This is a genomic window from Salinivibrio sp. PR6, from assembly GCF_001995955.1.
Lineage (GTDB): Bacteria > Pseudomonadota > Gammaproteobacteria > Enterobacterales > Vibrionaceae > Salinivibrio > Salinivibrio siamensis.
Map to the genome: position 1 here is coordinate 1 of NZ_MUFA01000015.1, position 23,491 is coordinate 23,491.

Annotated in this window: 20 protein-coding genes; 3 read left to right on the top strand and 17 right to left on the bottom strand. The window is 48.6% G+C overall.

Annotated features, from left to right (window positions below; translation table 11 throughout):
* The 5 genes from BZG72_RS16205 to BZG72_RS12230 form a co-directional block, all read right to left on the bottom strand.
* The coding region (locus BZG72_RS16205; RefSeq protein ID WP_198930068.1) for a VCBS domain-containing protein at nucleotides 1–2,801 on the bottom strand (2,801 nt) is incomplete at its 3' end.
* A 254-nt stretch (nucleotides 2,802–3,055) separates the two neighbouring features.
* Complete coding sequence (locus BZG72_RS12215; protein ID WP_369795718.1) at nucleotides 3,056–4,927, bottom strand: PhoX family protein; 1,872 nt, start codon at nucleotides 4,925–4,927, stop codon at nucleotides 3,056–3,058.
* A gap of 187 nt (nucleotides 4,928–5,114) precedes the next feature.
* On the bottom strand, nucleotides 5,115–5,966 hold the full coding sequence (locus BZG72_RS12220; RefSeq protein ID WP_077666900.1) for a lipase family protein: 852 nt from the start codon (nucleotides 5,964–5,966) through the stop codon (nucleotides 5,115–5,117).
* A gap of 119 nt (nucleotides 5,967–6,085) precedes the next feature.
* Nucleotides 6,086–6,586 carry a hypothetical protein gene (locus BZG72_RS12225; RefSeq protein ID WP_077666901.1) on the bottom strand — a complete coding sequence of 167 codons (501 nt, stop codon included), beginning with the start codon at nucleotides 6,584–6,586 and terminating at the stop codon, nucleotides 6,086–6,088.
* A gap of 97 nt (nucleotides 6,587–6,683) precedes the next feature.
* On the bottom strand, nucleotides 6,684–7,421 hold the full coding sequence (locus BZG72_RS12230) for a transporter substrate-binding domain-containing protein (RefSeq protein ID WP_131828034.1): 738 nt from the start codon (nucleotides 7,419–7,421) through the stop codon (nucleotides 6,684–6,686).
* A gap of 188 nt (nucleotides 7,422–7,609) precedes the next feature.
* Here BZG72_RS12230 and BZG72_RS12235 point away from each other — a divergent pair, with 188 nt between their 5' ends.
* A complete protein-coding gene (locus BZG72_RS12235) occupies nucleotides 7,610–8,245 on the top strand; it encodes a TetR/AcrR family transcriptional regulator (RefSeq protein WP_077666903.1) in 636 nt (211 codons plus the stop codon).
* Between the two features lie 34 nt (nucleotides 8,246–8,279).
* Here BZG72_RS12235 and BZG72_RS12240 read toward each other — a convergent pair whose 3' ends face one another.
* From BZG72_RS12240 to cspE, 11 genes are all read right to left on the bottom strand, one after another.
* A complete protein-coding gene (locus BZG72_RS12240) occupies nucleotides 8,280–8,999 on the bottom strand; it encodes a YebC/PmpR family DNA-binding transcriptional regulator (protein ID WP_046075989.1) in 720 nt (239 codons plus the stop codon).
* Between the two features lie 134 nt (nucleotides 9,000–9,133).
* The gene (locus tag BZG72_RS12245) at nucleotides 9,134–11,362 is read right to left on the bottom strand and encodes a methyl-accepting chemotaxis protein (RefSeq protein ID WP_077666904.1); all 2,229 of its coding nucleotides are present in this window, start codon (nucleotides 11,360–11,362) and stop codon (nucleotides 9,134–9,136) included.
* A 145-nt stretch (nucleotides 11,363–11,507) separates the two neighbouring features.
* Nucleotides 11,508–13,037, bottom strand: a complete 1,530-nt coding sequence (locus BZG72_RS12250) for a bifunctional GNAT family N-acetyltransferase/carbon-nitrogen hydrolase family protein (protein WP_077579272.1) — start codon at nucleotides 13,035–13,037, stop codon at nucleotides 11,508–11,510.
* Nucleotides 13,038–13,069: 32 nt separating this feature from the next.
* On the bottom strand, nucleotides 13,070–14,332 hold the full coding sequence (locus BZG72_RS12255; protein WP_077666905.1) for a GGDEF domain-containing protein: 1,263 nt from the start codon (nucleotides 14,330–14,332) through the stop codon (nucleotides 13,070–13,072).
* Between the two features lie 158 nt (nucleotides 14,333–14,490).
* Nucleotides 14,491–15,123 carry a LysE family translocator gene (locus BZG72_RS12260; RefSeq protein ID WP_046075986.1) on the bottom strand — a complete coding sequence of 211 codons (633 nt, stop codon included), beginning with the start codon at nucleotides 15,121–15,123 and terminating at the stop codon, nucleotides 14,491–14,493.
* Nucleotides 15,124–15,305: 182 nt separating this feature from the next.
* On the bottom strand, nucleotides 15,306–16,733 hold the full coding sequence (locus tag BZG72_RS12265) for an aspartate kinase (RefSeq protein WP_046075985.1): 1,428 nt from the start codon (nucleotides 16,731–16,733) through the stop codon (nucleotides 15,306–15,308).
* A 77-nt stretch (nucleotides 16,734–16,810) separates the two neighbouring features.
* The gene (locus BZG72_RS12270) at nucleotides 16,811–17,200 is read right to left on the bottom strand and encodes an ectoine synthase (RefSeq protein ID WP_046075984.1); all 390 of its coding nucleotides are present in this window, start codon (nucleotides 17,198–17,200) and stop codon (nucleotides 16,811–16,813) included.
* A 50-nt stretch (nucleotides 17,201–17,250) separates the two neighbouring features.
* Nucleotides 17,251–18,528, bottom strand: coding sequence for a diaminobutyrate--2-oxoglutarate transaminase (ectB, locus tag BZG72_RS12275; RefSeq protein WP_077666906.1), 1,278 nt, complete (start codon nucleotides 18,526–18,528; stop codon nucleotides 17,251–17,253).
* Nucleotides 18,529–18,539: 11 nt separating this feature from the next.
* Nucleotides 18,540–19,097, bottom strand: coding sequence for a diaminobutyrate acetyltransferase (gene ectA / locus BZG72_RS12280; RefSeq protein WP_046075982.1), 558 nt, complete (start codon nucleotides 19,095–19,097; stop codon nucleotides 18,540–18,542).
* Between the two features lie 279 nt (nucleotides 19,098–19,376).
* The gene (locus tag BZG72_RS12285) at nucleotides 19,377–20,372 is read right to left on the bottom strand and encodes a bacteriohemerythrin (RefSeq protein WP_046075980.1); all 996 of its coding nucleotides are present in this window, start codon (nucleotides 20,370–20,372) and stop codon (nucleotides 19,377–19,379) included.
* A gap of 185 nt (nucleotides 20,373–20,557) precedes the next feature.
* Nucleotides 20,558–20,764, bottom strand: coding sequence for a transcription antiterminator/RNA stability regulator CspE (gene cspE / locus BZG72_RS12290; RefSeq protein WP_025744354.1), 207 nt, complete (start codon nucleotides 20,762–20,764; stop codon nucleotides 20,558–20,560).
* A 581-nt stretch (nucleotides 20,765–21,345) separates the two neighbouring features.
* Between cspE and BZG72_RS12295 the strand changes: the two genes are divergently transcribed.
* Together BZG72_RS12295 and BZG72_RS12300 are read left to right on the top strand one after the other, a co-directional pair.
* Complete coding sequence (locus BZG72_RS12295; protein ID WP_046075979.1) at nucleotides 21,346–22,296, top strand: slipin family protein; 951 nt, start codon at nucleotides 21,346–21,348, stop codon at nucleotides 22,294–22,296.
* A 15-nt stretch (nucleotides 22,297–22,311) separates the two neighbouring features.
* Entirely contained in the window at nucleotides 22,312–22,782 is a 471-nt protein-coding gene (locus BZG72_RS12300) for an NfeD family protein (RefSeq protein WP_443508085.1), read from the top strand.
* Nucleotides 22,783–23,094: 312 nt separating this feature from the next.
* Here BZG72_RS12300 and BZG72_RS16325 read toward each other — a convergent pair whose 3' ends face one another.
* The gene (locus BZG72_RS16325) at nucleotides 23,095–23,268 is read right to left on the bottom strand and encodes a hypothetical protein (protein WP_167369758.1); all 174 of its coding nucleotides are present in this window, start codon (nucleotides 23,266–23,268) and stop codon (nucleotides 23,095–23,097) included.
* Nucleotides 23,269–23,491 lie beyond the last annotated feature (223 nt).

Here is a 23,491-nt window from a genome sequence, read left to right on the forward strand (position 1 = left end):
CCATAAGTCCCCGCTTCAGTGGTATCGGCAAAGGCCGGTGTATCGTCGCCGTCGACATCACTGATCGCAATGGTACCGGTGGCAGTGACCGCATCGCCTTCGTTGCCTTCGGTGACTGAGCCGGTAAAGTTACCGGTGACTTCAGGTAAGTCGTCGGTGCCGGTAATGGTGATAACAATATCTTGCTGTGTGTTATCGTTTGCAGTGAGGGTGATGGTGTCGGTCACCTGATCGCCGGCATCCAAGTTCTGCACGGCAGACTGATCGAGGGTGTAGGTCCAGTTGCCGTTAACTAGGTCTAGCGAGCCATAGGTGCCTGCTTCAGTGGTATTGGCGAAAGTGGGTGCATCGTCACCATCGATATCACTGATTGCAATCGTACCCGTGGCAGTTACTGCGGCATCGCCCACGTTGCCTTCGGTGACTGAGCCGGTAAAGTTGCCGGTGACCTCAGGGGTGTCGTCCGTCCCTGTAATGGTGATGACAATATCTTGCTCTGTGCCATCAGAGGCGGTCAGAGTGATGGTGTCGCTGATCTGATCGCCGTCATCTAAATTCTGTACTGAGCTCTGATCGAGGGTGTAAGTCCAATTGCCGTTCACCAGCTCTAGCGAGCCATAGTTGCCTGCCTGTGTAACATCGGCAAAGGTTGGATTATCGTCGCTATCGACATCACTGATCGCAAGGGTGCCCGTGGCAGTCACGGCAGCATCACCTTCATTACCTTCGGTCACGGAACCGACAAAGCTACCGGTCACTTCTGGGGCATCCTCGCTACCGGTAATGGTGATGACAATATCTTGTTGGGTGTTATCGCTTGCTGTCAGGGTAATGGTGTCGGTAACTTGATCGCCGGCATCTAAATGCTGCACCGCAGACTGATCAAGGGTGTAAGTCCAGCTTCCATTGACCAGCTCTAGCGAGCCATAAGTCCCCGCTTCAGTGGTATCGGCAAACGTCGGATTGTCGTCGCTATCCACATCACTGATCGCAATGGTGCCCGTGGCAGTTACTGCGGTATCGCCCACGTCACCTTCGGTCACTGAGCCGGTAAAGCTACCGGTGACTTCAGGTAAGTCGTCGGTGCCGGTAATGGTGATGACGATATTTTGTTGCGTGTTATCGCTTGCAGTGAGGGTGATGGTGTCCGTCACCTGATCACCGGCATCTAAACCTTGAACAAGACTGCTGTTGTTATCCAGCGTATAAGTCCAAGTACCATTCATCAGTGATAACTCACCGTACTGACCGGACACATTGCCATCGGAAAAGCTCGGCGCATTGTTACCATCTGCATCCGAAATACTGAGAGATCCTGTCGCTTCTAAAATGTTGTCTTCGACAACATCGCCAAGGGTTTGGCCGCTAATCACAGGATCATCATTTGTACCTGTGATAGTTATCGCGATCACTTGGCTGCTGCCGTCTGATGCAGTCACAGTGAAGTTATCCGAAACCGCATCACCCTCGCTAAGAGATTGCACAGCATCGCTGTCTGCGGTGTAGGTCCAGTTGCCATTGGTGAAGACGAGCTCACCATACTGGCCGGATTGCGTGCTATCGATCCACGTTGGGCTATCGTCCGGATCGGTGATCGACAAGGTACCGGAAACCGAGTCTCTGGCTATCAAACTTCCATCAGAGCCATCGATTTCCCCCTCCGAGAGCGTGCCTGAGGTATCACCTGTGATGGATGCGGGATCGTCAATACGTTCCACTGCTGAGGTGAAGGTTTGAGAGGTGCTCGCTTCGCCGTCTGAGGCGGTGATTGTAAATGTCAGCGAGGCGATATCTAGTGCATCGTTATTGATTGCATCTACGCCTGCCTGAGTGAGAACAACATTATTACCCTGCAACTCGACATAGTTTTGTCCACCGTCAGTCAACGATAGGGTGAGGACATCGTCTTCTATATCCGTCGCCGTTACAGTGCCGACGGTATCGCCGGCCGCGACCGCATCCTCAGTGACCGATATGGCAGAAAATTGCAGCGTCGGAGCATCGTTGACGGGATTCACGGTGACCGTGATATCGGACGGGGTTTCTGCTTGGCCATCGGAAACAATGACTGTGAGATCAAGATCGCCATTGAAATTGGGCGGTGGTGTGATGACGATATTACCAGACTCATCTTCGTCGATTTCGACATCTGGATTGCCACTGGTGATGGAAACAATGGTGAGGATATCGCCGTCTGGATCGTTGATTTGCTGCAGTATTTGATTGGGCGTTAGCACCAGGGGTTGATCTTCGTCGGTACTGAAGGTGAGCGATTCGGCGCTCGGCGCTTCATTGGTATCTGCGGCAGGGAATACGGCGTCAGCACTTGCCAATCTTAGTGCGGTTAGAGCAAAAAGCTGTTCGTCGGTAATGCCACCATCGGGGTTGGTAATGCCCTCAGTTTGGAAACCCGCAATGATCTCGCCAATACGGCCGTTCGCTTCAATGATTGCCATGGCCGTGATGGCAGACCCTGAGGCCGCTGCACCGGCTGCGGTGGCGGCATCTTCAATCGCATTGGGATCTTCACCGCGTTGGATGGCTTCAATGATTTCAAGCACATCCTCAGGTAAATCTTGTACCAGCGTATCGTCTTCATCTTCGCCGACAAGCAAGGCAGATAAGGCGAGGTTGGTATCGACACCATTCTCAAGGCGCACTGAGGCGGGCTCGTTGCCCACCGCGGTGACGAGCTCTCCCGTCGAAACCGTTTGATTTGCCTCTATCTGACGCACTTGGCCATCAGGTTGAACGGCAGCAACCGTTCCTTGTGTCTCGGTGACTTGTGTCTCTGTCGCCATGCTGTCGGCTCTCCTCGGCAACTGCATCACGCCAACGTTTTGATTTATATTCAATTACGTCACTTTATCAACGCGCTGGACACAGTTTGGTGCACGATCGTTACATATTCCCTTTATAAATATAGTTAATAGTTGGCAGTGGCGTATAAAAATTGAGCGACTCAATTGAGAGGTAAGGAGAGAAAAAGCCCTTGCGTTGGCAAGGGCTGGGCTGTTTTAACAAAGTAAGGCTTAGAGCATTGGACGATGAAGGGTTAAGTACCGATTACGCCACCGTCTTCTTTGGTGATCATGATGACCGAAGAGCGAGGAATGGCGTCACCGCCTGCAGGGAAATGGGCGCCTGGGTGTTGTACACCCACAAACATAGTGCGTGAGTCAGGGGTAAAGGTCAGTCCCGTGATCTCACACGATGTTGGCCCGGTAAGGAAGCGACGAATTTCCCCCGTTTGCGTGTCGGCACACAGCATTTGGTTATTGCCCATGCCAGCGAAGTCTCCCTCGTTGGAGTAATCACCGTCGGTTTGAATCCAAAGACGACCGGCACGATCAAAGCCGATACCATCTGGGCTGTTAAACATGTTGTCTTTATTAATGTTATCGGTACCCGCCATCAATCCAGATTGCTTTTCAGGATGGCCGGCCATCACGAAAATGTCCCACTCAAAAGTAGGCTGAGTATGATCGCCTTGGGTCGGTGCCCAGCGAATAATATGGCCATACGGGTTTTTGGTGCGTGGGTTGGCCGCATTTAATGGTTGGCTGTCTTTCACGCCACGGTACTTGTTATTGGTGAGGGTGCAGAAGACATGCTTGTTGTCGGCGTGCACGGCGACCCACTCAGGACGATCCATGGTGGTTGCACCCACTTGCGTCGCGGCTTCGCGGGCAAAAATGAGCACGCTGGCTTGGTCGGGAAAGCCATTTTCTGGGGTCAGGCCATTTTTACCAAAGGTGAGCTCTAACCACTCCCCTTGACCTTTGAGCTCGTCGTCGCTGCCGGTAAATTTGGCGACATATAAGGTACCGTTCTCGAGCAAATCGCGATTAGCGCTACCTTTACTCGGATCGTATTTTCCCTCAGAGACAAATTTATATAGGTGCTCGCCACGTTCATCATCGCCCATATACACGACAACATGCCCATCATCATTGACCGTTAGCGCGGCATTTTCGTGCTTAAAACGACCCAGTGCACTGCGCTTTTTCGGGGTCGAATTGGGGTCCATAGGGTCAATTTCGACCACCCAGCCGAAGCGGTGGGGCTCATTGGGGTGCTTGGCGACATCAAAGCGCTCGTCGTGCTTGTACCAATCGTATCCCCAATCGGTATCGCTGATGCCGTAGCGCTGATAGGTTTTGCCCAAGGTGACGGTTTTTTCGCTAGCAAAATAGCCATTAAAGTTTTCTTCACAGGTCAGATAGGTGCCCCAAGGCGTTTCGCCGTTGGCACAATTGTTAAAAGTGCCGAGGATCATTTTACCCGACGGATCAGCCGCGGTTTTGAGCAGTGAATGGCCGGCGGCGGGACCTGTCATTGCCATTTCTGTATAAGCGGTAATACGACGGTTTAAGCGACCTTGCGGATTGATTGTCCAGCGACCATCGACTTTTTTGAGTTCGACCAAAGAGACGCCATGCGCCGCTTGCGATTTGCGCGCATCATCGGCTGAGATGTTTTCTCCACCGTGCGTAAACAAATACTCATCGTTGATATACTCGTTATTGACCGCGAGCAGGGCGCGATCATTGGCGAGCGGGAAAAATGTCATGCCATCGTTGTTGTCGCCAAACTGCTGAGCTTGCGCATCGGCATTGTTTTGTTGCGAAAAAGCAGGCGCATTAGTAAAGATAGGATCGCCCCAAGACACCAGTACGTCTGCCTTATAGCCAGCAGGCACCTTGACTGTATCAGCGGTTGAGGTTGGGATTGCGTCAAAGCCTATCAGTTCACTTTTGCTCATGCTGCCAGCCACTGCTTTGGCAACAGGGTTAGCGGCAAAAAAAGCGACCGTACTAGCGGCGCCCGCGCCTTGTAAAAAGCGGCGACGACTTACGGCGGCATCAATAAAGCGATTGAATTCGGGTTCTGCGTCCAGCGGACGTTGGTCAATATGCTTGCTCACGACAATTATTCCTTTCTGTTCGTTATCGTATTTATGATTTAGGTGATAGCGATGCGCCAAAAAGTACATCGCAAAGCCGGTCGAAAGTGTGGCGAGGCAATATGAAAACGGGGTGACTGCTGGGTGACAGTCTTGGGACAGTGAAGGAAGCTGGTATCAAGATCACGTATTGGTTGGTACAGGCCAATTAGTGTTGGTCAAAGTAATCTTTGCGTCGGATGTATTTATCCATGTAATGATACGCGATGGGGCGTGCGAGCCAGCTAAATAAAACCCTGAGCACGCGAATCAGTGACGACGTGTCGGTATAGATTTTGTTCTCATGTAGCCATAGAAGCCGACCGACATGCCAATACAGAAAAGGAATTCCGGGTAAGAAGGTAATGATGTCGACATCACAACAGATACGATAAGTTTTGGTATGAAAGGGATAATGCCGCTTAAAACGCCACATACCAGCGGCAGGCTGACCAAAGGTGACGATGCGTTTAATAGCACTGCCCATTTGTGGTTGAAGCATCGCCGCGGCAATAACCGCCATCGCGCCGCCTGACGAATGACCAATAAAAGAGACTTTTTTGTTGGCCTGAACCAAAGGCGACAGGGCGGAGCAGAGTTTATCGAGCACCGTATCGCCGTCTAAGGAAGTCATATCCGCCGCTTGTGCGACATCAGCAAACTGGCTCGTGGTCATAGCTTGGTAACGACGCTTGTGCTGTTGCCAGGGTAAACTTTTTTGTGTCAGTAAGTAGTGAAATCCCCAGTGTACGTAACAATAAGTGTTAGCCATGCGAATACGCTTAGGACCACAGGCACAATTTACTAGCCAGTCCCACAAGGTTTGCGAGCCACGAAATACCACCACCACATCGTCATCATCTCGCCAGAGTACACGAATAATACAGCGCCCCCAGCGGTCGTAAATATCACGTCGTCCATTCGGACTGAAGCCGTATTGCGTGTGATTAAAAAAGGTAGGATAAGAGGCGCGGCATAAAATGGCATACCGCTCGTATTGATACCGCTTTAATCGCTTCATGGTGAACCTTGTGTCATCGTCATGGGCCTAGGCTAGCGAATAAACGTGACGAAATAGCGAAAGCAGTGTGGGATGATCAATCAATAGACAAACTCGGATCTCGGCGCGTGCCTGGATGATTAATAATTGGTGAGAAAAGGCTCGAGGTGTGTATCGTAAGTCAGGGCTTGGATAGGGCCTCGGTGTGTGATCAAAAATTCAGCATTGTTACAGTTCCCGACACCGATAATGACTTGTACCAGCAAACGTAAATCCTTTAACCAACGTTGAGACTGCTCTTGGCTCCAATCGTCACGATACAGACTCATATGATATTCCACCCACCAGTAGGCGCCACGAATAAAGGCTTTCATCACTGATTCGGCAGCCAATATTTGCTCGGCGGTACCAGAGAAATCAAAATCAGGCGAAATGGGCTTGCCTTGTGTAAAAGCCACATAGTTACGGCAATGACGGAATAATGCGAGCTGAAGCCCTGCGGCGGAGTCGTAATGGGTAAGCGCCAAAGTGGTCACGGGGAGGTGTTTAATTGACCGACGGAATAACGCGGCAGTGCGCTTTCCGGGCATAAGGTGCTCAATGGCATAAAACAAATCTAAACTGATAAGCTGATTACGCAAAGCAACTCTTCTCTCTCTGATTCAACCACATCATCCTGCCTGAAATGGCGTGTCGAGTATACAGCACTGTGGACTGAAATGAAGAAATAAACCTCAATCACTCAAGCCCATAACGTGCTTTTAGTTCAGTAATCTTGGCTTGGTTATCGGCTAAAAATTGGTTAAATTCTTTAATCAGTTTTGGATAGTGAATTGTTGAAAGGTGACGAGTTCCTTTCACATGTGGGAGGGTATCATCAAACTTTACCGAGCCTTTTTTGAGGCCCATTTGGTCAAGATAAAACTGTGCGACGTCAATATTGGCGTAGCCGCCATCAACGCGACCACTGATTACCTTCATTAACAGCGAATCATATTGATAGCTTTCATCGACACGTATTTTTCCGGCGCTGATACGTGATTGATAAGGGTGGGGAGTGAATCCGGCTACCACACCGAGAAAACGGAATTCATCCAAAGGCCGGCCATAGTGTTGGTCAATAACCATGACGCCATCCGTGTAGCTCACCACAGGATCACTGTATGTCACACTGACCTTTTTTTTAATGTCTGGGCTCCAATCTGGACTGTCTGGATATTTCAGATCGACAGCGCCCTCGACAAAGCGGCGGTAAAGGCGTCTTAGGGGAAGCGCTTTGTAGACGAAACGGTAGTGGTATTCATTGGCAAACATATCCAACAGCTCTCGGTTAAAGCCAGAATAGTTACGGTTAGAGTAGGCTGAATACGGGTAATACTGTGAAAAACTCTGTACGCCAACCACATACGTGGTCTTAGCGCTCACCGGCCATGCAACCGCTAGTGTTAACAGCAACGCCCACACTCTTTTCATCACTTACTTAACCTCTTATCAGTTCTGCCTCTATTCATTGTAGCCATTGCGTTTGAACCTGTCTTTGAGCCTTGTTCTGTTATTTTACAACATCCACTTTCATCCTCTTTTTTCTTCCGACGCTTCTGTGTTGAGAAATCATTCGGTTATCGGTCACATTTTGCCCGAAAAAATTTGAATGAACATTCGGTATGTTTTATTTTTTCATCTGGACTTTCACTTTTGATCAAAAAACGATGAACAAAAACGAAACTGCGTCGCGTGCTATGCGCCAACACATTCTTTCGACAACGCTAGAAATCGTTGGAAATGAGGGGCTTGCTGCATTAACGGCAACAAAATTAGGGAAGAAAGCCGGAATCAGCAAAGGGGCGCTGTATCATCATTTTGACAACCTTGATGCCGTCAAATATGCAGCGGTTGATGAATTAATCTCTATGTTTCTTGCTGTGGCCGAGCCTGCAAATTTTGATGATTTTGAGAGTTATCTCGAAGTGACAGGGGATACCTTGTACCTCACCATGCAATGTGAGCCTTATGCGATGAAAGCGATGTATAGCTTTACAACCCAAGCCTTATTTGATGAACAGTTTAGGGTGGCTATTCAGCGCTTTTCTCAACATGGTTTAACGGAATACACGCGTGCGATTGAGTATTTTTATCAGGGGAAGATTCCGCAGCATCAGATTGATACGGCAATTCGTGTCGTGGATGCCTTTTTCCTTGGTGCGGGTTTGCAAAGTTATGTACTGCAGGGGGATGATAGATTTCGTCAAAACTGGGCGTTATTTTCGCAAATGCTACTCACGCAACTGGGTGAGCGATAAGGCGCCATGATGACATGGCGCTTAGTTATTGTGCTTAGATTAGCTCTGCGTTGTGGTAGACATTTTGGACGTCGTCGCAGTCGTTAAGCATATCGAGGAACTTTTCAAAACGTTCAACATCCTCGCCGCTGACCTGAGTGTCGATTTGAGGCACAAAGGTGATCTCTTCAAGATCAATCGGCGTGTCGCCAAGATAGTCACTTAGCGCATTTTTCACTTTGAAAAACTCTGTGTGAGGGGCAAAAATTGTAATGATACCCTCGTCTGCTTCGATGTCTGACACATCCACATCAGCCATGACCAAGGCTTCAAGCGTGCCTTCCTCATCATCTCCTTTAAACTGGAAAACAGCTTGGTGCTCAAACATATGAGACACCGCACCGGGCGTGCCAATTTTCGCATCGTTTTTCACAAAGCACTGGCGTACGTCCATATAAGTACGGCTGTTATTATCCGTTAAGCAATCAACAATCACCGCGCAGCTGCCAGGCCCAAAGCCTTCATAACGCGCCACTTCATAGTTTTCACCACCTGTGCCATTGGCTTTATCAAGCGCTTTGTCGATCACATGACCTGGAACCTGATCTTTTTTCGCTTTCTCAATCAAACGACGCAGTGATAGATTGCTCTCAGGATCCGAGCCGCCATTTTTAGCACATACGTAAATCTCTTTACCGTACTTTGAATAAACCTTAATTTTCGCGCCCTGGGTTTTCGCCATTGACGCTTTACGAACTTCAAAACTTCGTCCCATTCGGAATCTCTCTTAATAACGCTTACGCAGAAACGGGTTGATTCTACCAAGAGAGTGATCCTTTACACCAGTAAATGCACTGACCTTGAACAAAGTCAGTGCGATTAGTACTCAGAGCACGTTATGCCGCTCAATTAAGCTTGTTTGCACTGAAATTTTTGCGTGTGACCTTTTAATGTATGAGACAGCTCGCTGAGGTTGTGTGTGGCTTGAGTGATTTGGTCCATGGCTTGACGGTTTTCACCGGTCATGGTGTTAATTTCTTCTAAGTTCTGATTGATTTCAGTTGCCACGAGAGACTGCTCTTCTGAGGCACTGGCCATTTGCATCGCCATGTCTGCAATTTCGTCCACCGCGTTCACCGCTTGTTTGAGCGATGATAAGCTTGCTTCTGCACGTTCCGACACATAGTTGGCGGTCGTCGCACTCTCTGAGATAGCCTGCGTCGTGGTGTTGGAATTGTGCTGAAGGTTTTCAATTAGCTGTGTGATTTCGCTTGTGGCTTGTTGCGTGCTTTGCGACAGCGTTCGCACCTCGTCGGCGACGACGGCAAAGCCGCGACCTTGCTCACCCGCGCGTGCCGCTTCGATGGCAGCGTTCAATGCTAACAGGTTGGTTTGATCAGCAATTTGGCCAATAGTTTGCAATATGCTGGAGATATCCTCAGCACTTTGCCCGAGCGCATCCGTTTTTTCTTTGGCGTGATTGAGACGCGTGACAAGATCTTGCAGCGCATCGACAGACTCGGTCACTTGTTGGTCTCCGCTATGGATAAGTGAACGCGCCTTTTCGGTGGCATCGGCTGTCGAGGCGGAGCTGGAGGAAATTTGATTGGCAGTGGCCGTCATTTCTTCCATTGCCGCCGCCACTTGTTCTGTTCGTGCGTTTTGGGCTTCAAAGTTAGTGAGTGTTTGCACGCTCGAGGAGGATAATTGCTCTGCCGCTGCTGCTTGTTGGTTAGTGGCGCCAATAATATCGCACACCATGGTGGTGAGGTTTGTTGCCATCGCACGCATGGAGCGATAGATCCCCGTTGCGTTGGGGCTAGCGTCAAAGCTTACTCTTAGATCGCCGTCGGCAATCGTTTGTACTATCTTGGCCATCTCAGCCGGTTCGCCACCTATCGGGCGGGTAACCGAACGTGTTAACAGAATGGCAGTGACTGCGATCATGGCCACCGCAATTACCAACACGGTGACGATGAGTCCTTGTAGTTCGTTGAGTGCTGCAAACGCCTCTTTGACGTCCATTTCCGCAATGATTGCCCAGCTGAGTCCACTGACGGTTAGCGGTGCGTAGGCAGAGAGCACGGGGTTACCGTTGTAATCGTTAATGACATCAATGCCTGTTTCGCCTTGCATCGCACGCTCAACGGCAAGCGTCTCAACGCGACCTTGTGCGGGGTGCATAAATGAGGCGAAGACCGATCGATGCTCGGCATCTAAGAAGGAGTCTGATCGCATCAAGTTATCAGGGCCAACGAGATAGGTTTCGCCTGTGTTTCCCAGTCCATCTCGCTCTGCCATAATGGCACTGAGCTTATCTATCGGGAATTGATAGGCGAGCACGCCAATCACGCTACCGTTGTGATAAATCGGCGATGCCATAAACCCTGCCGGCGCGTTGTTCGAGGCTGTGTAGGGCGAAAAGTCAATAATCACGGTATCGCCATCCGCTAAGGTTTTCGCTTGACGGAAAGCGTCGGCCAGGCCAGAGGTATTAAACAGACCTGTTGTTAGCGACGTGCCGAAATCAAGTTCTTTGGAGGCGGAGTAAAGGATGTGTCCTTGGCTTGCTTCGATCATAAAGATGTCGTAATAGCCAAACTTTTCCTGAACATCACGTAGATAGGGATGGATGGCTTGGTGAGCTTGATCGTACTGAGGCAATTGGCCACTGGTTTGGTATGCGCCTTTTTCTCCCATGGGATAAGGGTTGTCGACTAAGTAGGCTTGTTGTAGCGCCACTACTTGTGGCGTTAGGTTGTTCACCAAATCTCTCGCCTTGGGGAGTGATTCTGTGCTGATCTCATCAAGTGGGTCAATGAGGTGACGCTGATAATAGCTGGTCAGTTGTGAACGTGTTTGGGCGGTACGAGAAGGAAGTGTGTCCATGGCATCAATCATGCTGGCCATGGCGTTGGACACGGAAGGGGTTTCCGCGGTGGTAATTATCTGCCCTTCAGCGGTTTGGAAATAGCGTGTGACCGCTGATTTTTTTACCTCTCTCAACGCTTCAAGCTGACTAAACGTTTGATGCTCGAGTGACGACGAGGCGGTATGAAGAGAAAGCAAGCTAATGATTAACGCGGGGAGGCAACCCACACCCAGTAAGCTGACTAGCATTTTATATTTGAGCTTCATGATCTCACCTCAACGCCACATTGGCTAAAAAACAAGCAGTCTGTTGAGTAAGGATAGAAGCTTTTGGCAAGAGTGCATGGAAATCTAGTCTTTTTGTCTCCTGCTTACGAATAAAAGCCCCGCATTCGGCAGGGCTGTATTAAGGCTACTCTTGGCTTAAATGGCTGGCATAGAGCTTGGGCCTGCGGTGTTTCAAATTCGTTACCGAACCTCGTTCATGCAGCATTTTGAGCTTGTCTAAATCGACATCTGCAAAAATCATCATCTCGGTATTGGCATTGGCTTCCGCGAGTGTCGCATCGTGCGGAAAATAGACATCCGAGGGTGAAAATACCGCAGACTCAGCGTACTGGATGTCCACATTATCTACCCGAGGAAGGTTGCCCACGCTGCCGCCGATCGCGACATAACACTCGTTTTCAATCGCTCGTGCTTGGGCACAAAGGCGCACGCGTAAATAACCGTTCTTGGTATCGGTCCAAAAGGGCACGAATAGGATCTGTACACCTTGTTCAGCAAGAATACGCCCCAACTCAGGAAACTCGGCGTCATAGCAGGTGAGAATACCAACTCGGCCCGCGTCGGTTTCAATGACTTTGACCGTATCCCCGCCATCGATCACCCAGTCACGTTGCTCGTGCGGCGTAATATGGATTTTGTATTGCTCATCAATGCTACCGTCGCGGTGCATTAAATAGGAGACGTTATACAGTTTGCTATTTTCCAACACGGGCATACTGCCAGCGATAATATTGATGTTGTAGGTGACGGCCAATTGCGAAAAACGTTGCTTAATCGCCTGGGTAAATTCACTGAGAAAGCGAATTGCCTCGACGGAGCGCTTATCAGGTGCAAGCCCCATCAATGGTGCACAGAAGAACTCGGGAAAGAGCGCGAAATCTGACTGGTAGTTGGCTAAGGATGAGACAAAGAATTCGGCCTGATTCAAAAGATCATCCACTGAGAGCACATGACGCATCTGCCATTGCACGACCCCGAGGCGGACGATGGTTTTTTCAATATCATGCACGGAGGAGGCATCTTCTTCATAGAAGAAGTTATCCCACTCCAACAGTGTGGCATAGCCCGCCGACTTATCGTCTTCGGGCAAATAGCGATTCATCAAACGCTTAACATCAAAGTCATTAGATAGCTGGAAAGAAAGGATCGGGTCGTGAATCTCTTTTCTTCTGACTTTATTAATATAATCCGTCACCGAAACATCATTGTGTTTGTGATAACCAGGTATACGGCCGCCGGCGAGGATCGCTTTTAGGTTCAGCGCCTGACACAGATCTTTTCTCGCTTCGTAAAGTCGACGGCCAAGGCGATGGCCACGATAATCCGGGTGTACAAACACGTCGAGGCCATACAGTGCATCCCCTTTTGCGTCGTGGAATACCACACCGTCATCCGTGATAATGTCGGCATAGGTATGCGGCAGTGAAAAGCGGTTGTAGGATACTTTTAGCGTTAACGCGGCGGCGACGATTTTTCCATTATCTTCAATGCATATCTGGCCATCCGGGAAAGCGGTGACCAGTTGCATGATCGTGCTCTTAGGCCAAGCACCGCCGACATCCGGGAAGACGAGATCCATCAACTCTGCTAAGGGTTGATAGTCGCTGACTTCAATGACACGCAGATTCAGTAGCGTGGCGGTGTTCTCATCCATTACACGTTCTCCTATTACGGGCTGAACGCCTATTATGACAAAGATTGACGCTCGAGATAACGTTTAGGCAGAGAAGGATTATCAGTTTCTTGGCTGATGGGCGATTGGTTGGATGTTGGTGACACACTGGAGGGCGCATCACGATGTTCAGTTAACGCAAATTCTACACGGTTTCGCCCGCGGGCCTTGGCTTCATATAAAGCCGTATCTGCGCACTCAAATAACTGGTTCATCGCAACATATTGCATTTGGCGCTTGATGCCGACGCCGATACTCACCGTAAACTGGATGTGATGGCCATGTTCGGTCGTCACCTGGCATGCCTCGATTTGTCGTTTCAGCTGTAGCGCTATTTCTTGTACGCGACGCACAGACTGGCCACTGAGTAGCAAAATAAATTCTTCACCTCCCGTTCTGGCGCAAAACGCCCCTTCTTGTTGGGTGATCCGTTCTAAGTGTTGGCTGAAAGCGACCAATACCTGATCGCCAGCAAGGTGACCATATACATCATTAATACTTTTGAAGTTATCCAAATCAGCAAGGATAAGGGCATTCGGCTGGTTAGAAAGGAGACACTGTGCGGATTGCGTCATAAAGGCGCGTCGATTCGGAAGCTGTGTCAGAGTGTCACGGAGCGCAAGTTGACAAAGTGTGTACTCCAGTCGCTCAAAACAAAGGTAAATGAAGGTCATAAACTTGACGAACTCGGCCATTAAGATCAAGTAATACACGGCGATATAACGTTGAGATAGGCCGGTGTTTTCCATCGGTGTGTCAAAGGCGAAGTAGGCACGAAGTCCATAAAGTATCAGTAAGAGGAAGAGCACGGACGCATAGAGAGTAAAACCTATCCGCTTTCTCTCTGGGCTCTCAACAATGAGTTTTAAAACCGCAAGGTGCATTGCCACGTAAAACGCACAGTACCAAGTAATACGGAGCGCAAGCGGAATATGATTGGCAAGAATCAGTGTATAAACCCCTACACCCAAGAGTGCTGCCAGCGAAGCCGTCCGCCACGACGAGGACCTGCCCACGAAGGATTGCGTGCCTAACCACACCAGAATATGAGAGCAGATCGCGGCTGTGGTGCCAATCCAGACGAGCCCCGACGTTTCGGTGACATTGCCAATGTTATACACCGACGTGCCCGTTGAGATCAGCAGACAAGCCAGTCCCCAAAGCTTGATATCTTTGTGCTGATTAAACTGCCACCCAATCAACAAAACGCCAATGGTGAGTAGCCAGAACACACTGATGTAAGCCAGAGTCAGTGTGGGAAGGTGAAGATTAAACACGTGACCGAATCCATCCGATAAAGGCAAGGGCGTTAGACGCCACCAACGAACCAAAGTCAGTTATACGACTGACAGCGGTATAATATATCAGACAACTGTCTGACTTTTTATCGCTCAACGTCTGGTTCGTCGGTTTTTTACCCAGCTAAGTGGATGGATTACAACGACTGTTGGGTAAAAAGCCAGACCGCGAGTGCCGCAAAAACCAATGCCATGATTTTATGCTGATACATTTGGACACGGGTATTGGTGAGCATTGCACTGCCAAGCTTGCCGACTATTGCCACTAAAAGCAGGTTAAACGCGAGCCCTAATAGGTTGAGGAGGAGACCAAGCGTTAGTAATTGCGTGCTGGACGAGGCTTGAATTTGATGCGAGATAAACTGCGGTAAAAACAACACAAAAAACAGTAACGCCTTTGGGTTCAATAAGTTGGTCATAACCGCGCGTTTATAGAGGTATTTGCCCATGCCTTGATGATGAGCGAGCTCGGCGCTGTCTGTTGGACGGGCGCGCCACGTATCGACACTCATTTTGAGTAAATACGCTGCCCCCACGTATTGCAGAATGGTTAAGGCCGTTGGCGACATCGCAATCATGGCCGATACGCCGGTTGCGGCTAACACGGTAAGGATCAATCCTGACGTTGCATTACCCAAGCTTGCGGCCATACCAACCCGTCTGCCATAGCTGAGACTTGCGCTCACGATTAGCAACATATCCGGTCCGGGCACCAGCAAAAGTGCGACAACCGCGGTTAAATAAACGGGGAGCATATTGGGGTCGATCATAAAGGCACTACAGCTATCAAGATAAAGTGCGGAATTTTACCTTTTAGTTAGACTTTATCAACATTGATAAGTGATTAAGTTGGTTTTTAATCGCAAGGAGGGGGTTTAGGCTAGCTTATAAAACTAAAAAACCCCCTTAGGTAAGGGGGTATGGTTTTTCGCTTGTCATATGCACCAGGGTCTTAAGCGGCCCGAATGGTTGGCTTAGGCGTAGGCTCTTCGATAAAACAAGCGTGTAGGGCGCAGATCGACGCGTGGTAGAACTTATCAAGTACTACGTATTGCACGTCCACATCGCGCATCGATGAGTGAGCTGCTTTAGGGTTTATTTCTGCGTCAAGCAACGCCAGCATACCCTTGCTCATGGTTTGGTTTGAGTCGATACGACTACCAATGACAGAAATCAGTGCGACCATTTCACCCGTAATCTTCGCTTTCGGGTAGAGCTTCTCAACACGATTAATCACCTTATCTTGACTGGCTGTCTTGCCGTCTAAGTAGTAGGTAATTGAGTTGGCATTCATCTCTTTACTGATGAGCTGCACGTTCTCTTCGCGAATGATTTCCATCACGTCATAGCTGACCTGATCAACATGCCCAACCATTGATTGGTCAAAGATGTGGAGAGCTAGCACCTTATCTCGACCGGCGATGATCTCGATCTCTTTGTCTTTTGGACGATATTTGTGAGAGATCACCGTACCCGCGTGCTCAGGCTCGAAGGTGTTTTTCACGACCAATTCGATACCCACTGCGCGCATACCAGAGGCTGCATTCGGGTGGATGGCTTCCATCCCTAAGTTGGCAAGCTGGTCAGCCACATCGTAGTTACTGAGGCCCATTGGCTGTACACGCTCTGGACCTACAATGCGAGGGTCGGCACTGCTTAGGTGATATTCTTTGTGGATCACCGCGCTACTTGCTTTGGTTAACACGGCAATCCGGCTGAATGTCATTTCACTGTAACCGCGGTCATAGGTCTTCATCAGACCTTCATCACAATAGACGTAGCCGGTAACGATGGGCAGCTCAGTACTGAAGTCAATGTCTTCCATAGCATTGGCGATCACCGTGTTGAGGTCGCCTTTGCCTTCATCGGGGTTATCCCAACCAGAGAGGTCAACAAATCGTGAGTTAATTCCCACACTTTCGAGCAGTAGCGTTGAGTTGTGCGCACTGTGCGCCTCGCCGATAGAGGAGAGGAACTCACGAATTTGTGGTAGATAGCTTTCCAGAGAAAACTGCCCATAGTTACAGGTTTCGAGTATACCTTCGATACAGCTATGTGCTTTTTCCATGCGTTGGCGGATAAAGTTATCAGCACGCTCACGGTATACAGGATCGGGGAACATATTGCTGTTAATGAGCAGCATACGTTGCTCTAACTCGTCCATCGCATCACGCCATTTAGGGTTATTTGCCGCGAGAAGGCGATAAATGCCGGGCTTACCCGAACGCTTACACTCCAGCAATGCATCCGTGATGCCAGCGTAAGCAGAAACGACAAAAATGCGGTTGTACGGGTTTGACGGGTACAAAAAGATATTATCCATGACAGCGTCGTAGGCTGACATCGACGTACCGCCGATCTTTTCAACGGTATGATTCATGTGAGCTCCTTGTGGGCTTTTATGAATTAGGGAGTCGATTGGGTTTACAGGGGCAGCATCCGGCTGCCCCATGACGGTTAATCGACTAATGGATAAACACCGTTCTCATCGTGCGTTTCCTGCCCAGTAATAGGTGGGTTGAACACACAGGCCATGACCATATCAACACCTTTGTTAGCACGAAGCTGGTGTTCGTCATGTTTGTCTAGGATATACAGTGTGCCAGGCTTAATAGGATAAACCTTGCCGTCATCCGTGGTTTCAATTTCACCTTCACCCGACATGCAATACACAGACTCTAAGTGGTTCTGGTAGTGAATGTGCGTGTCAGTGTTGGCATAGATGGTGGTAATATGGAAAGAAAATCCCATATTATCATCGCGTAGCAGCATGCGTACGCTCTCCCAGTTTTCAGCCACCACACGGCGTTCAGTTTTCTGGCATTCTTCTAATGTACGAACAATCATGTTTATTCCTTCAACGTCTCTTCGTTAAGCGGGGATCGCCGTCTTCGCGATTACGATGCTTTCTTGAGCTTCTGTTTTTTATACTGCTCAACAGACTTAACGAAGATCTGCAGGCCTTTTTCCATCTCTGCTTCACTGACTGTCAGTGGCGAGAAGAATTTGATGACTTCATCATCTGGACCCGCGGTCTCGATAATCATGCCATTGTCAAAACACAGGCTGGAGATCTCATCTGAAATATCACCATTTTGGCACGCAATGCCTTGCATCAAACCGCGGCCTTTGATGGTCTCAAAAAGATCACCGTGCTTGTTAAGCATCTCTTGCAACACTTTGTTCAATTGATCGGCACGTTCTTGAATATGCGTTTGGAATTGATCATCACGCCAGTATGTGTCAATCGCTTCCGCGGCAGTCACAAACGCGTGGTTGTTACCACGGAATGTACCGTTGTGCTCACCCGGAGCCCATTGATCCAGCTCAGGTTTTAGTAGGACCACAGCCATTGGCAGGCCATAACCACCAATTGATTTGGACAGCGTCACAATATCGGGCTTAATGCCTGATGGTTCAAAGCTGAAGAACGTACCCGTACGGCCACAACCAGCCTGGATGTCATCTACGATCATCAAGATATCGTGTGCCTTACAAATGTCTTGCAGGCGCTGCAACCACTCATTAGAGGCTGCGTTTAGGCCACCTTCGCCTTGGACGACTTCAAGAAGCACGGCAGCAGGTTTATCACCGCCTGTTAGACCACTTGATGCGTCATTAAGCATGGTTTCGAACAAAGTTAAACCATCAACGTCTGCATAGCCATCATACGGAAGACGTGTCACAGCGTTGTTGACAGGGATGCCGCCACCACCGCGGTGATGATGATTACCCGTCACTGCCAATGCACCATATGTACAGCCGTGGAAGCCGTTGGTGAAAGACACAATATTTGCGCGGCCTGTTACTTTACGAGCAAGCTTCATTGCCGCTTCAACTGCGTTGGTGCCTGTTGGACCAGTGAATTGGAACTTATAGTCCAACTCACGCGGTGCCAAGATGTGCTCTTTAAATACTTCGAGAAAGCGTGCTTTTGCACCTGTGTACATATCCAGGCCGTGTGTAATGCCATCTTTCTCGATGTACTCGATCAGTGCTTTTTTCAACGTTGGGTTGTTATGCCCGTAGTTGAGCGAGCCGGCGCCAGCAAGAAAATCGAGGTAGCGCTTGCCGTCTACGCCCGTGATCCAGCAACCCTTAGCGCTTTCAAACACAACGGGGAAGTTGTTGGCGTAACATTGAACATTTGACTCCTGCGATTTAAAGATATCCATAACTCATCCTGTTATTTTTTGAGTGGAATTCGGAAAAGGTATTCGGTGTCATGTTCACCGTTGAAATGCTCCTGTTCGTCGAGGAACACGGAGCGCTGACCACCTGTACCGTAGAGGCGGTCTACCTTTTTAAACAGCGCCCAAGATCCGGCGTTGTCTTCTGTGATTGTGGTTTCAATGAAGCGAATATTGCTTGAGACTTTACGTGCCATCAGCGCTTCGATCATCGAGAGGGCAAGCCCTTCACCACGTGCTTTGGGTGACACTGCAACTTGCCAGACAAAAAAGGTGTCTGGCTGCTCAGGGCGAATGTAGCCCGAGATAAAGCCTTGTACATCACCCTCTCGCTCTGCAACGACACAGGTCTCTTTAAAGTGTGTCGCCTGTAGGAAGTTGCAATAAGCGGAGTTCACATCCAACGGTGGGCACTGCGTGATTAATCGATAGATGTTGCCGCCATCCTTGATGGCTGGCTTACGAAACACAAACTTCGTGTTGGTCTGGGTCTGTTTACGGTCACGTACCTTGGATTCAAGTACTGCCGTGTCTGTCGTTTTTGATCGCCACATAATTGTTTTGTGCTCTAACGAATTCGTTTTATATAATAGGCGATGAATTTGGTTTATCAACCCCAGATTTTACTGTTGGACTTGTCATCTATAATTAAGTTTATGAAATATATGAATTTATTTATTGTTAAATTTTTTGTGAAAGTAAGTGTTTTGAGGAGTAACATTTACTGGCCTAAAGGTGTGGGCAGGTTCCCACATCGAGGGGATGGGCGGAAGGTATGCCTGACGGCCCTAGAAAGGCCGTCTTGGAAGACAATGTAGGTACACTCTCACGTATTAAGGACCTTGCAGTAAAAAATCGCGATACTGAGTATCTTCACGAACGACATGGTGAATCCACCAATAACGCAAAAACTTAAAGAATTCAGAGCGGTATAGCTCTGGGTCGGCTTGGCACTGTAGCAGCACATATTGCGCTTGCCGGGCGAGGCGTTGATGAATCGCAGCATGCTCTTTGTATTTGGGGTAGGCGCGTGCTTCGAGAATATCTTCCTCTAGCTGAAAGTGAGTGTCGATATAGTCACGAAAGCGTTGCGCGAGGGCCTCAAAATCCGTCTTAGTCTCGTCCTCATGGTGATAGGCAATGGCCTCATACGTATCGTTGATGATAGAGAGCAGTTGCTTGTTACTCTCATCCAATGATGGATCCCCCACTGTATACTTTTCTTGCCATCGAATGAATTTTCGATCTTTCGACTCTCCCTTGGGTGAGGGCATGGATGGCTCTTTTGACGTCAGGCCAGGTTGCGCTTCGCCTTGTGGCTCGTTGATGCCTTCTATTTTCTGCTGCTCTTCTTCGGTAAAGACGATGGCCCCGTTATGCTCAAAATCCGTTGATTTGGCGGGGTCTGACTGATACATCTCAAAGTAAAATTTGGGGGGCTTTTTAGCTTTGGTCTGTTTAGAGAGCTGCTTGACACGGTTTTCTAGATCTTGTTTTTTCACCGGTTTAACCATAAAAGCATCGACGTCATAGCGAATGCACTCGCTGATCACTGCCTGAGATGCGTTAGCGGTTAAAATGATAATGGGCGTGTCATGACGCAAATGATAGCGGCCGCTTCGCATGAGGCGTAACATTTCCAACCCGTCAATGGGATCCATTTGTAAGTCGGTAATGATCAGATTGGGCTCTTCATGGTACGCCTTTGATATCGCTTCGGCACCATCTGCGGCCGTGATCACCGACTTAATACCAAGTGCTTGGGCCATCAATCCAATGGTGTCACGAATCATTTCATGATCGTCAACAATTAAACACGGAGATAGCATACGTCCTCCTGACAATGTCTATGTTTTCAGCCTAGTGGATGGTGGCAAGAGCGTCTATAGCGAGTGTGAAAGGAATGCGACCTTGATGAGGTTTCGTTTAAAAAATGATGGGGTAGACTAAAGCACAAATGATAGCGACAAAAAAGGCGCCCAACTGGGCGCCTTTCTCTTAAATTTGGTTTGGCTTACAGACGAACGACGTTCGCAGCCTGTGGGCCTTTCTGACCTTGCTCGATATCGAACTCAACCTGTTGGCCTTCTGCTAGTGTGCGGAAGCCTTCACCAACGATAGCACGGAAGTGAACGAATACGTCTGGACCGTTCTCTTGCTGGATAAAACCGAAACCTTTCTCTTCGTTAAACCACTTAACGGAACCATTAGCTTTGGACATGGTGTCTCCTGAATATATTAACTAGGTGTTGCAGTGACGCGAGTGCCGTTAATCGACTCTATGGGCAAATGTAGCGAATATCTTCAGGACAACTAACTTTCCAGCCTAGCGGTAGGGTGTTTCGATGTATCTATATTCAATTGCTGCATAAATTTCCGATTATCGAAGCTGCCAAGCAGCTTCAACAGGACCACGCGTTATTTGCGCGTCAGTTTACTATTGGTTGCAACATGGTGTGTCTACGACCAATAGTTCGTCAACCAACACGGTTGAACACTATCGAGAATACACCCAAAAGAGTGTGAGGTAAATCTATTTTGCGGATGAAAGAGGCAACTTTGTGTGAGCTTGTTGTGAAAATGAGAGCATGGCCTGATAACTGTGTTGTATCGACGCAAAGAGCCTCATAGAAAAGCGATCTAGATTGCGAGGGGTGTCAAATTAACCGTTGGATGATGTCTTTTTATGCTGACAATAACGTATCATAAAACGCGATGAGTAACGCCGTAAACACTTGTGTGCGCGCGTTTGTGTTTGTTTATGCGAGTCATGATTGTGACCCGCAGTGATAGGGCTTCTCCATGGATACGATTTTTTTAGAAACGTCGAGTTTTATTGGCGTCTGGGTAGTGCTGGCGGTCTTAGTGATCGTGGTACTACGCGGTGCGATTAAGTTTGTGCCACAAAACACGGCTTATGTTGTAGAGCGATTTGGTAAGTATTACAAGACGATGGAAGCGGGTCTCAATTTCATCGTGCCATTTATCGATCGTATTGGTTATACCAGAACATTAAAAGAACAAGCATATGATGTACCCAGTCAATCCGCGATCACGCGAGATAACATTTCGCTCGTTGTTGACGGTGTCTTGTACATCAAGGTATTGGATCCGTATAAAGCGTGCTATGGCGTCGATGATTATGTGTACTCCGTGACTCAGCTTGCGCAAACTACCATGCGTAGTGAAGTGGGTAAAATGGAGCTGGATAAAACGTTTGAAGAGCGCGAAAGCTTAAACACCGCGATTGTCTCTGCCATCAATGAGGCCGCTCAGCCATGGGGCGTTCAGGTGCTGCGTTACGAAATCAAGGATATCGATCCACCTCGCTCTGTTCTCGATGCCATGGAACGTCAAATGAAGGCTGAACGAGAGAAGCGTGCGGTTATTCTTGAGTCAGAAGGGGCGCGTCAGTCGGATATCAACGTTGCTGAAGGTCAAAAGCAGGCCCGAGTCTTAGCGGCGGAAGCAGAGAAATCTGAGCAAATCTTGCAAGCGGAAGGTGAGGCGCAAGCCATTATCGCGGTTGCCGAGGCGCAAGCCGAAGCACTTGAAATCGTAGGGACACGAGCAATAACAGAGGAAGGCCAAAAAGCCATCCAGTTGGAGCTCGCAGAAAAAGCGATCAAGGCGAAACAGGCCATTGCCAAAGAGTCCTCAGTCGTACTGTTACCTGATTCTGGAACGGGTGCAGCGAATGTGGTTGCAGAAGCGATGACAATTATTGATACACTCAATAAGAGCAAAGCGTAAAACAGGATGTTTAGTGTGAGTATCTACCTCGCAGAATTAACCGTGATTGTGGGCTTGTTACTGTTAGCCGTCGAAGTGTGGCTGCTTGGCTTATCGACCATTGTTTTATTAGCAACCGGTGTTGCTGCCATTTTGGTGGGACTGTTGGCGATGGTCGGTGTTGTACCAGAAACCGTTACGGCGTTATTTAGCAGTACTGGGATCGGTGCAGGCTTGTTAACTGCCATGCTGTGGCGCCCACTTAAACAGCTACAACGCGGCGGACGACGTCCGGATAATCGTCATAGTGATTTTATCGGGTTGATATTGACGCTCAGTGAGCCGTTGAGCCGAGAGCAGCCTTCGACGATTAAATACTCAGGTGTCACTTGGCAACTGCGACTCAGCTCGGCCGCCGGTGATTGTACATTGCTGGCTGGCGAACAGGTCAAGGTCGTGGGTGTTGATGTTGGACGATTTACGGTCGAGCCCATATTGTCGGAGTAAGAGACACTTTCTGTATCTCGTCATGACAAATAGACGTTGATGACATAAAAATAAAAAGCTCGGTCGCAATGCCGAGCTTTTTTATTGCGTATCAGCCTGTGATTTAGGCTTTTTTTAGTTGCTTTTTGAGCTTCTTCAGCTTGCTTTCCTGTTTTGCAACTTTCGCTTTTGCTTTCTTAATCGATTTTTTCAAATCTTTTTTTGACGCTTTTGCCATGGTTTCTCTCCTTATTGATGATTTGCCGAAGCGTTTGCCACTGCAATACAGCTTCAATGCTGTGGACGGGGCCGGCATGTCCACCCCAAGTGTGATCACGATGATTTATTCGTTTCGTGGTCTTTTAAAAACTGTTTGATAAATCGGCGTATTTCCCGTGCTGCGGACGTATCCAGTTCGTCACAGGCCTCTAAGAATGCATCCCGTTGCTCACTATTGATTCTTATCAGTAACTGGCTGTCTTTCTTTGTTTTTTCTTTTTTTGCCATGCCAATGTGCCTATCTTTTAGATATACAATGTATATACGTTTTTATGGTAGTGCTAGGAGAGAATGGTGAAATTGTGATCTACTTAGTACTGTAAACAATAGTCAACACGGGTATCAATAGGCTGAACGAGTTAGTGCTGAGCGCTATGACATATAGCCAAATCAATGTCATAAAATTTTATTTGGCCATCTAAATGTCTTTACTGCCTTTATGTAAATCCGT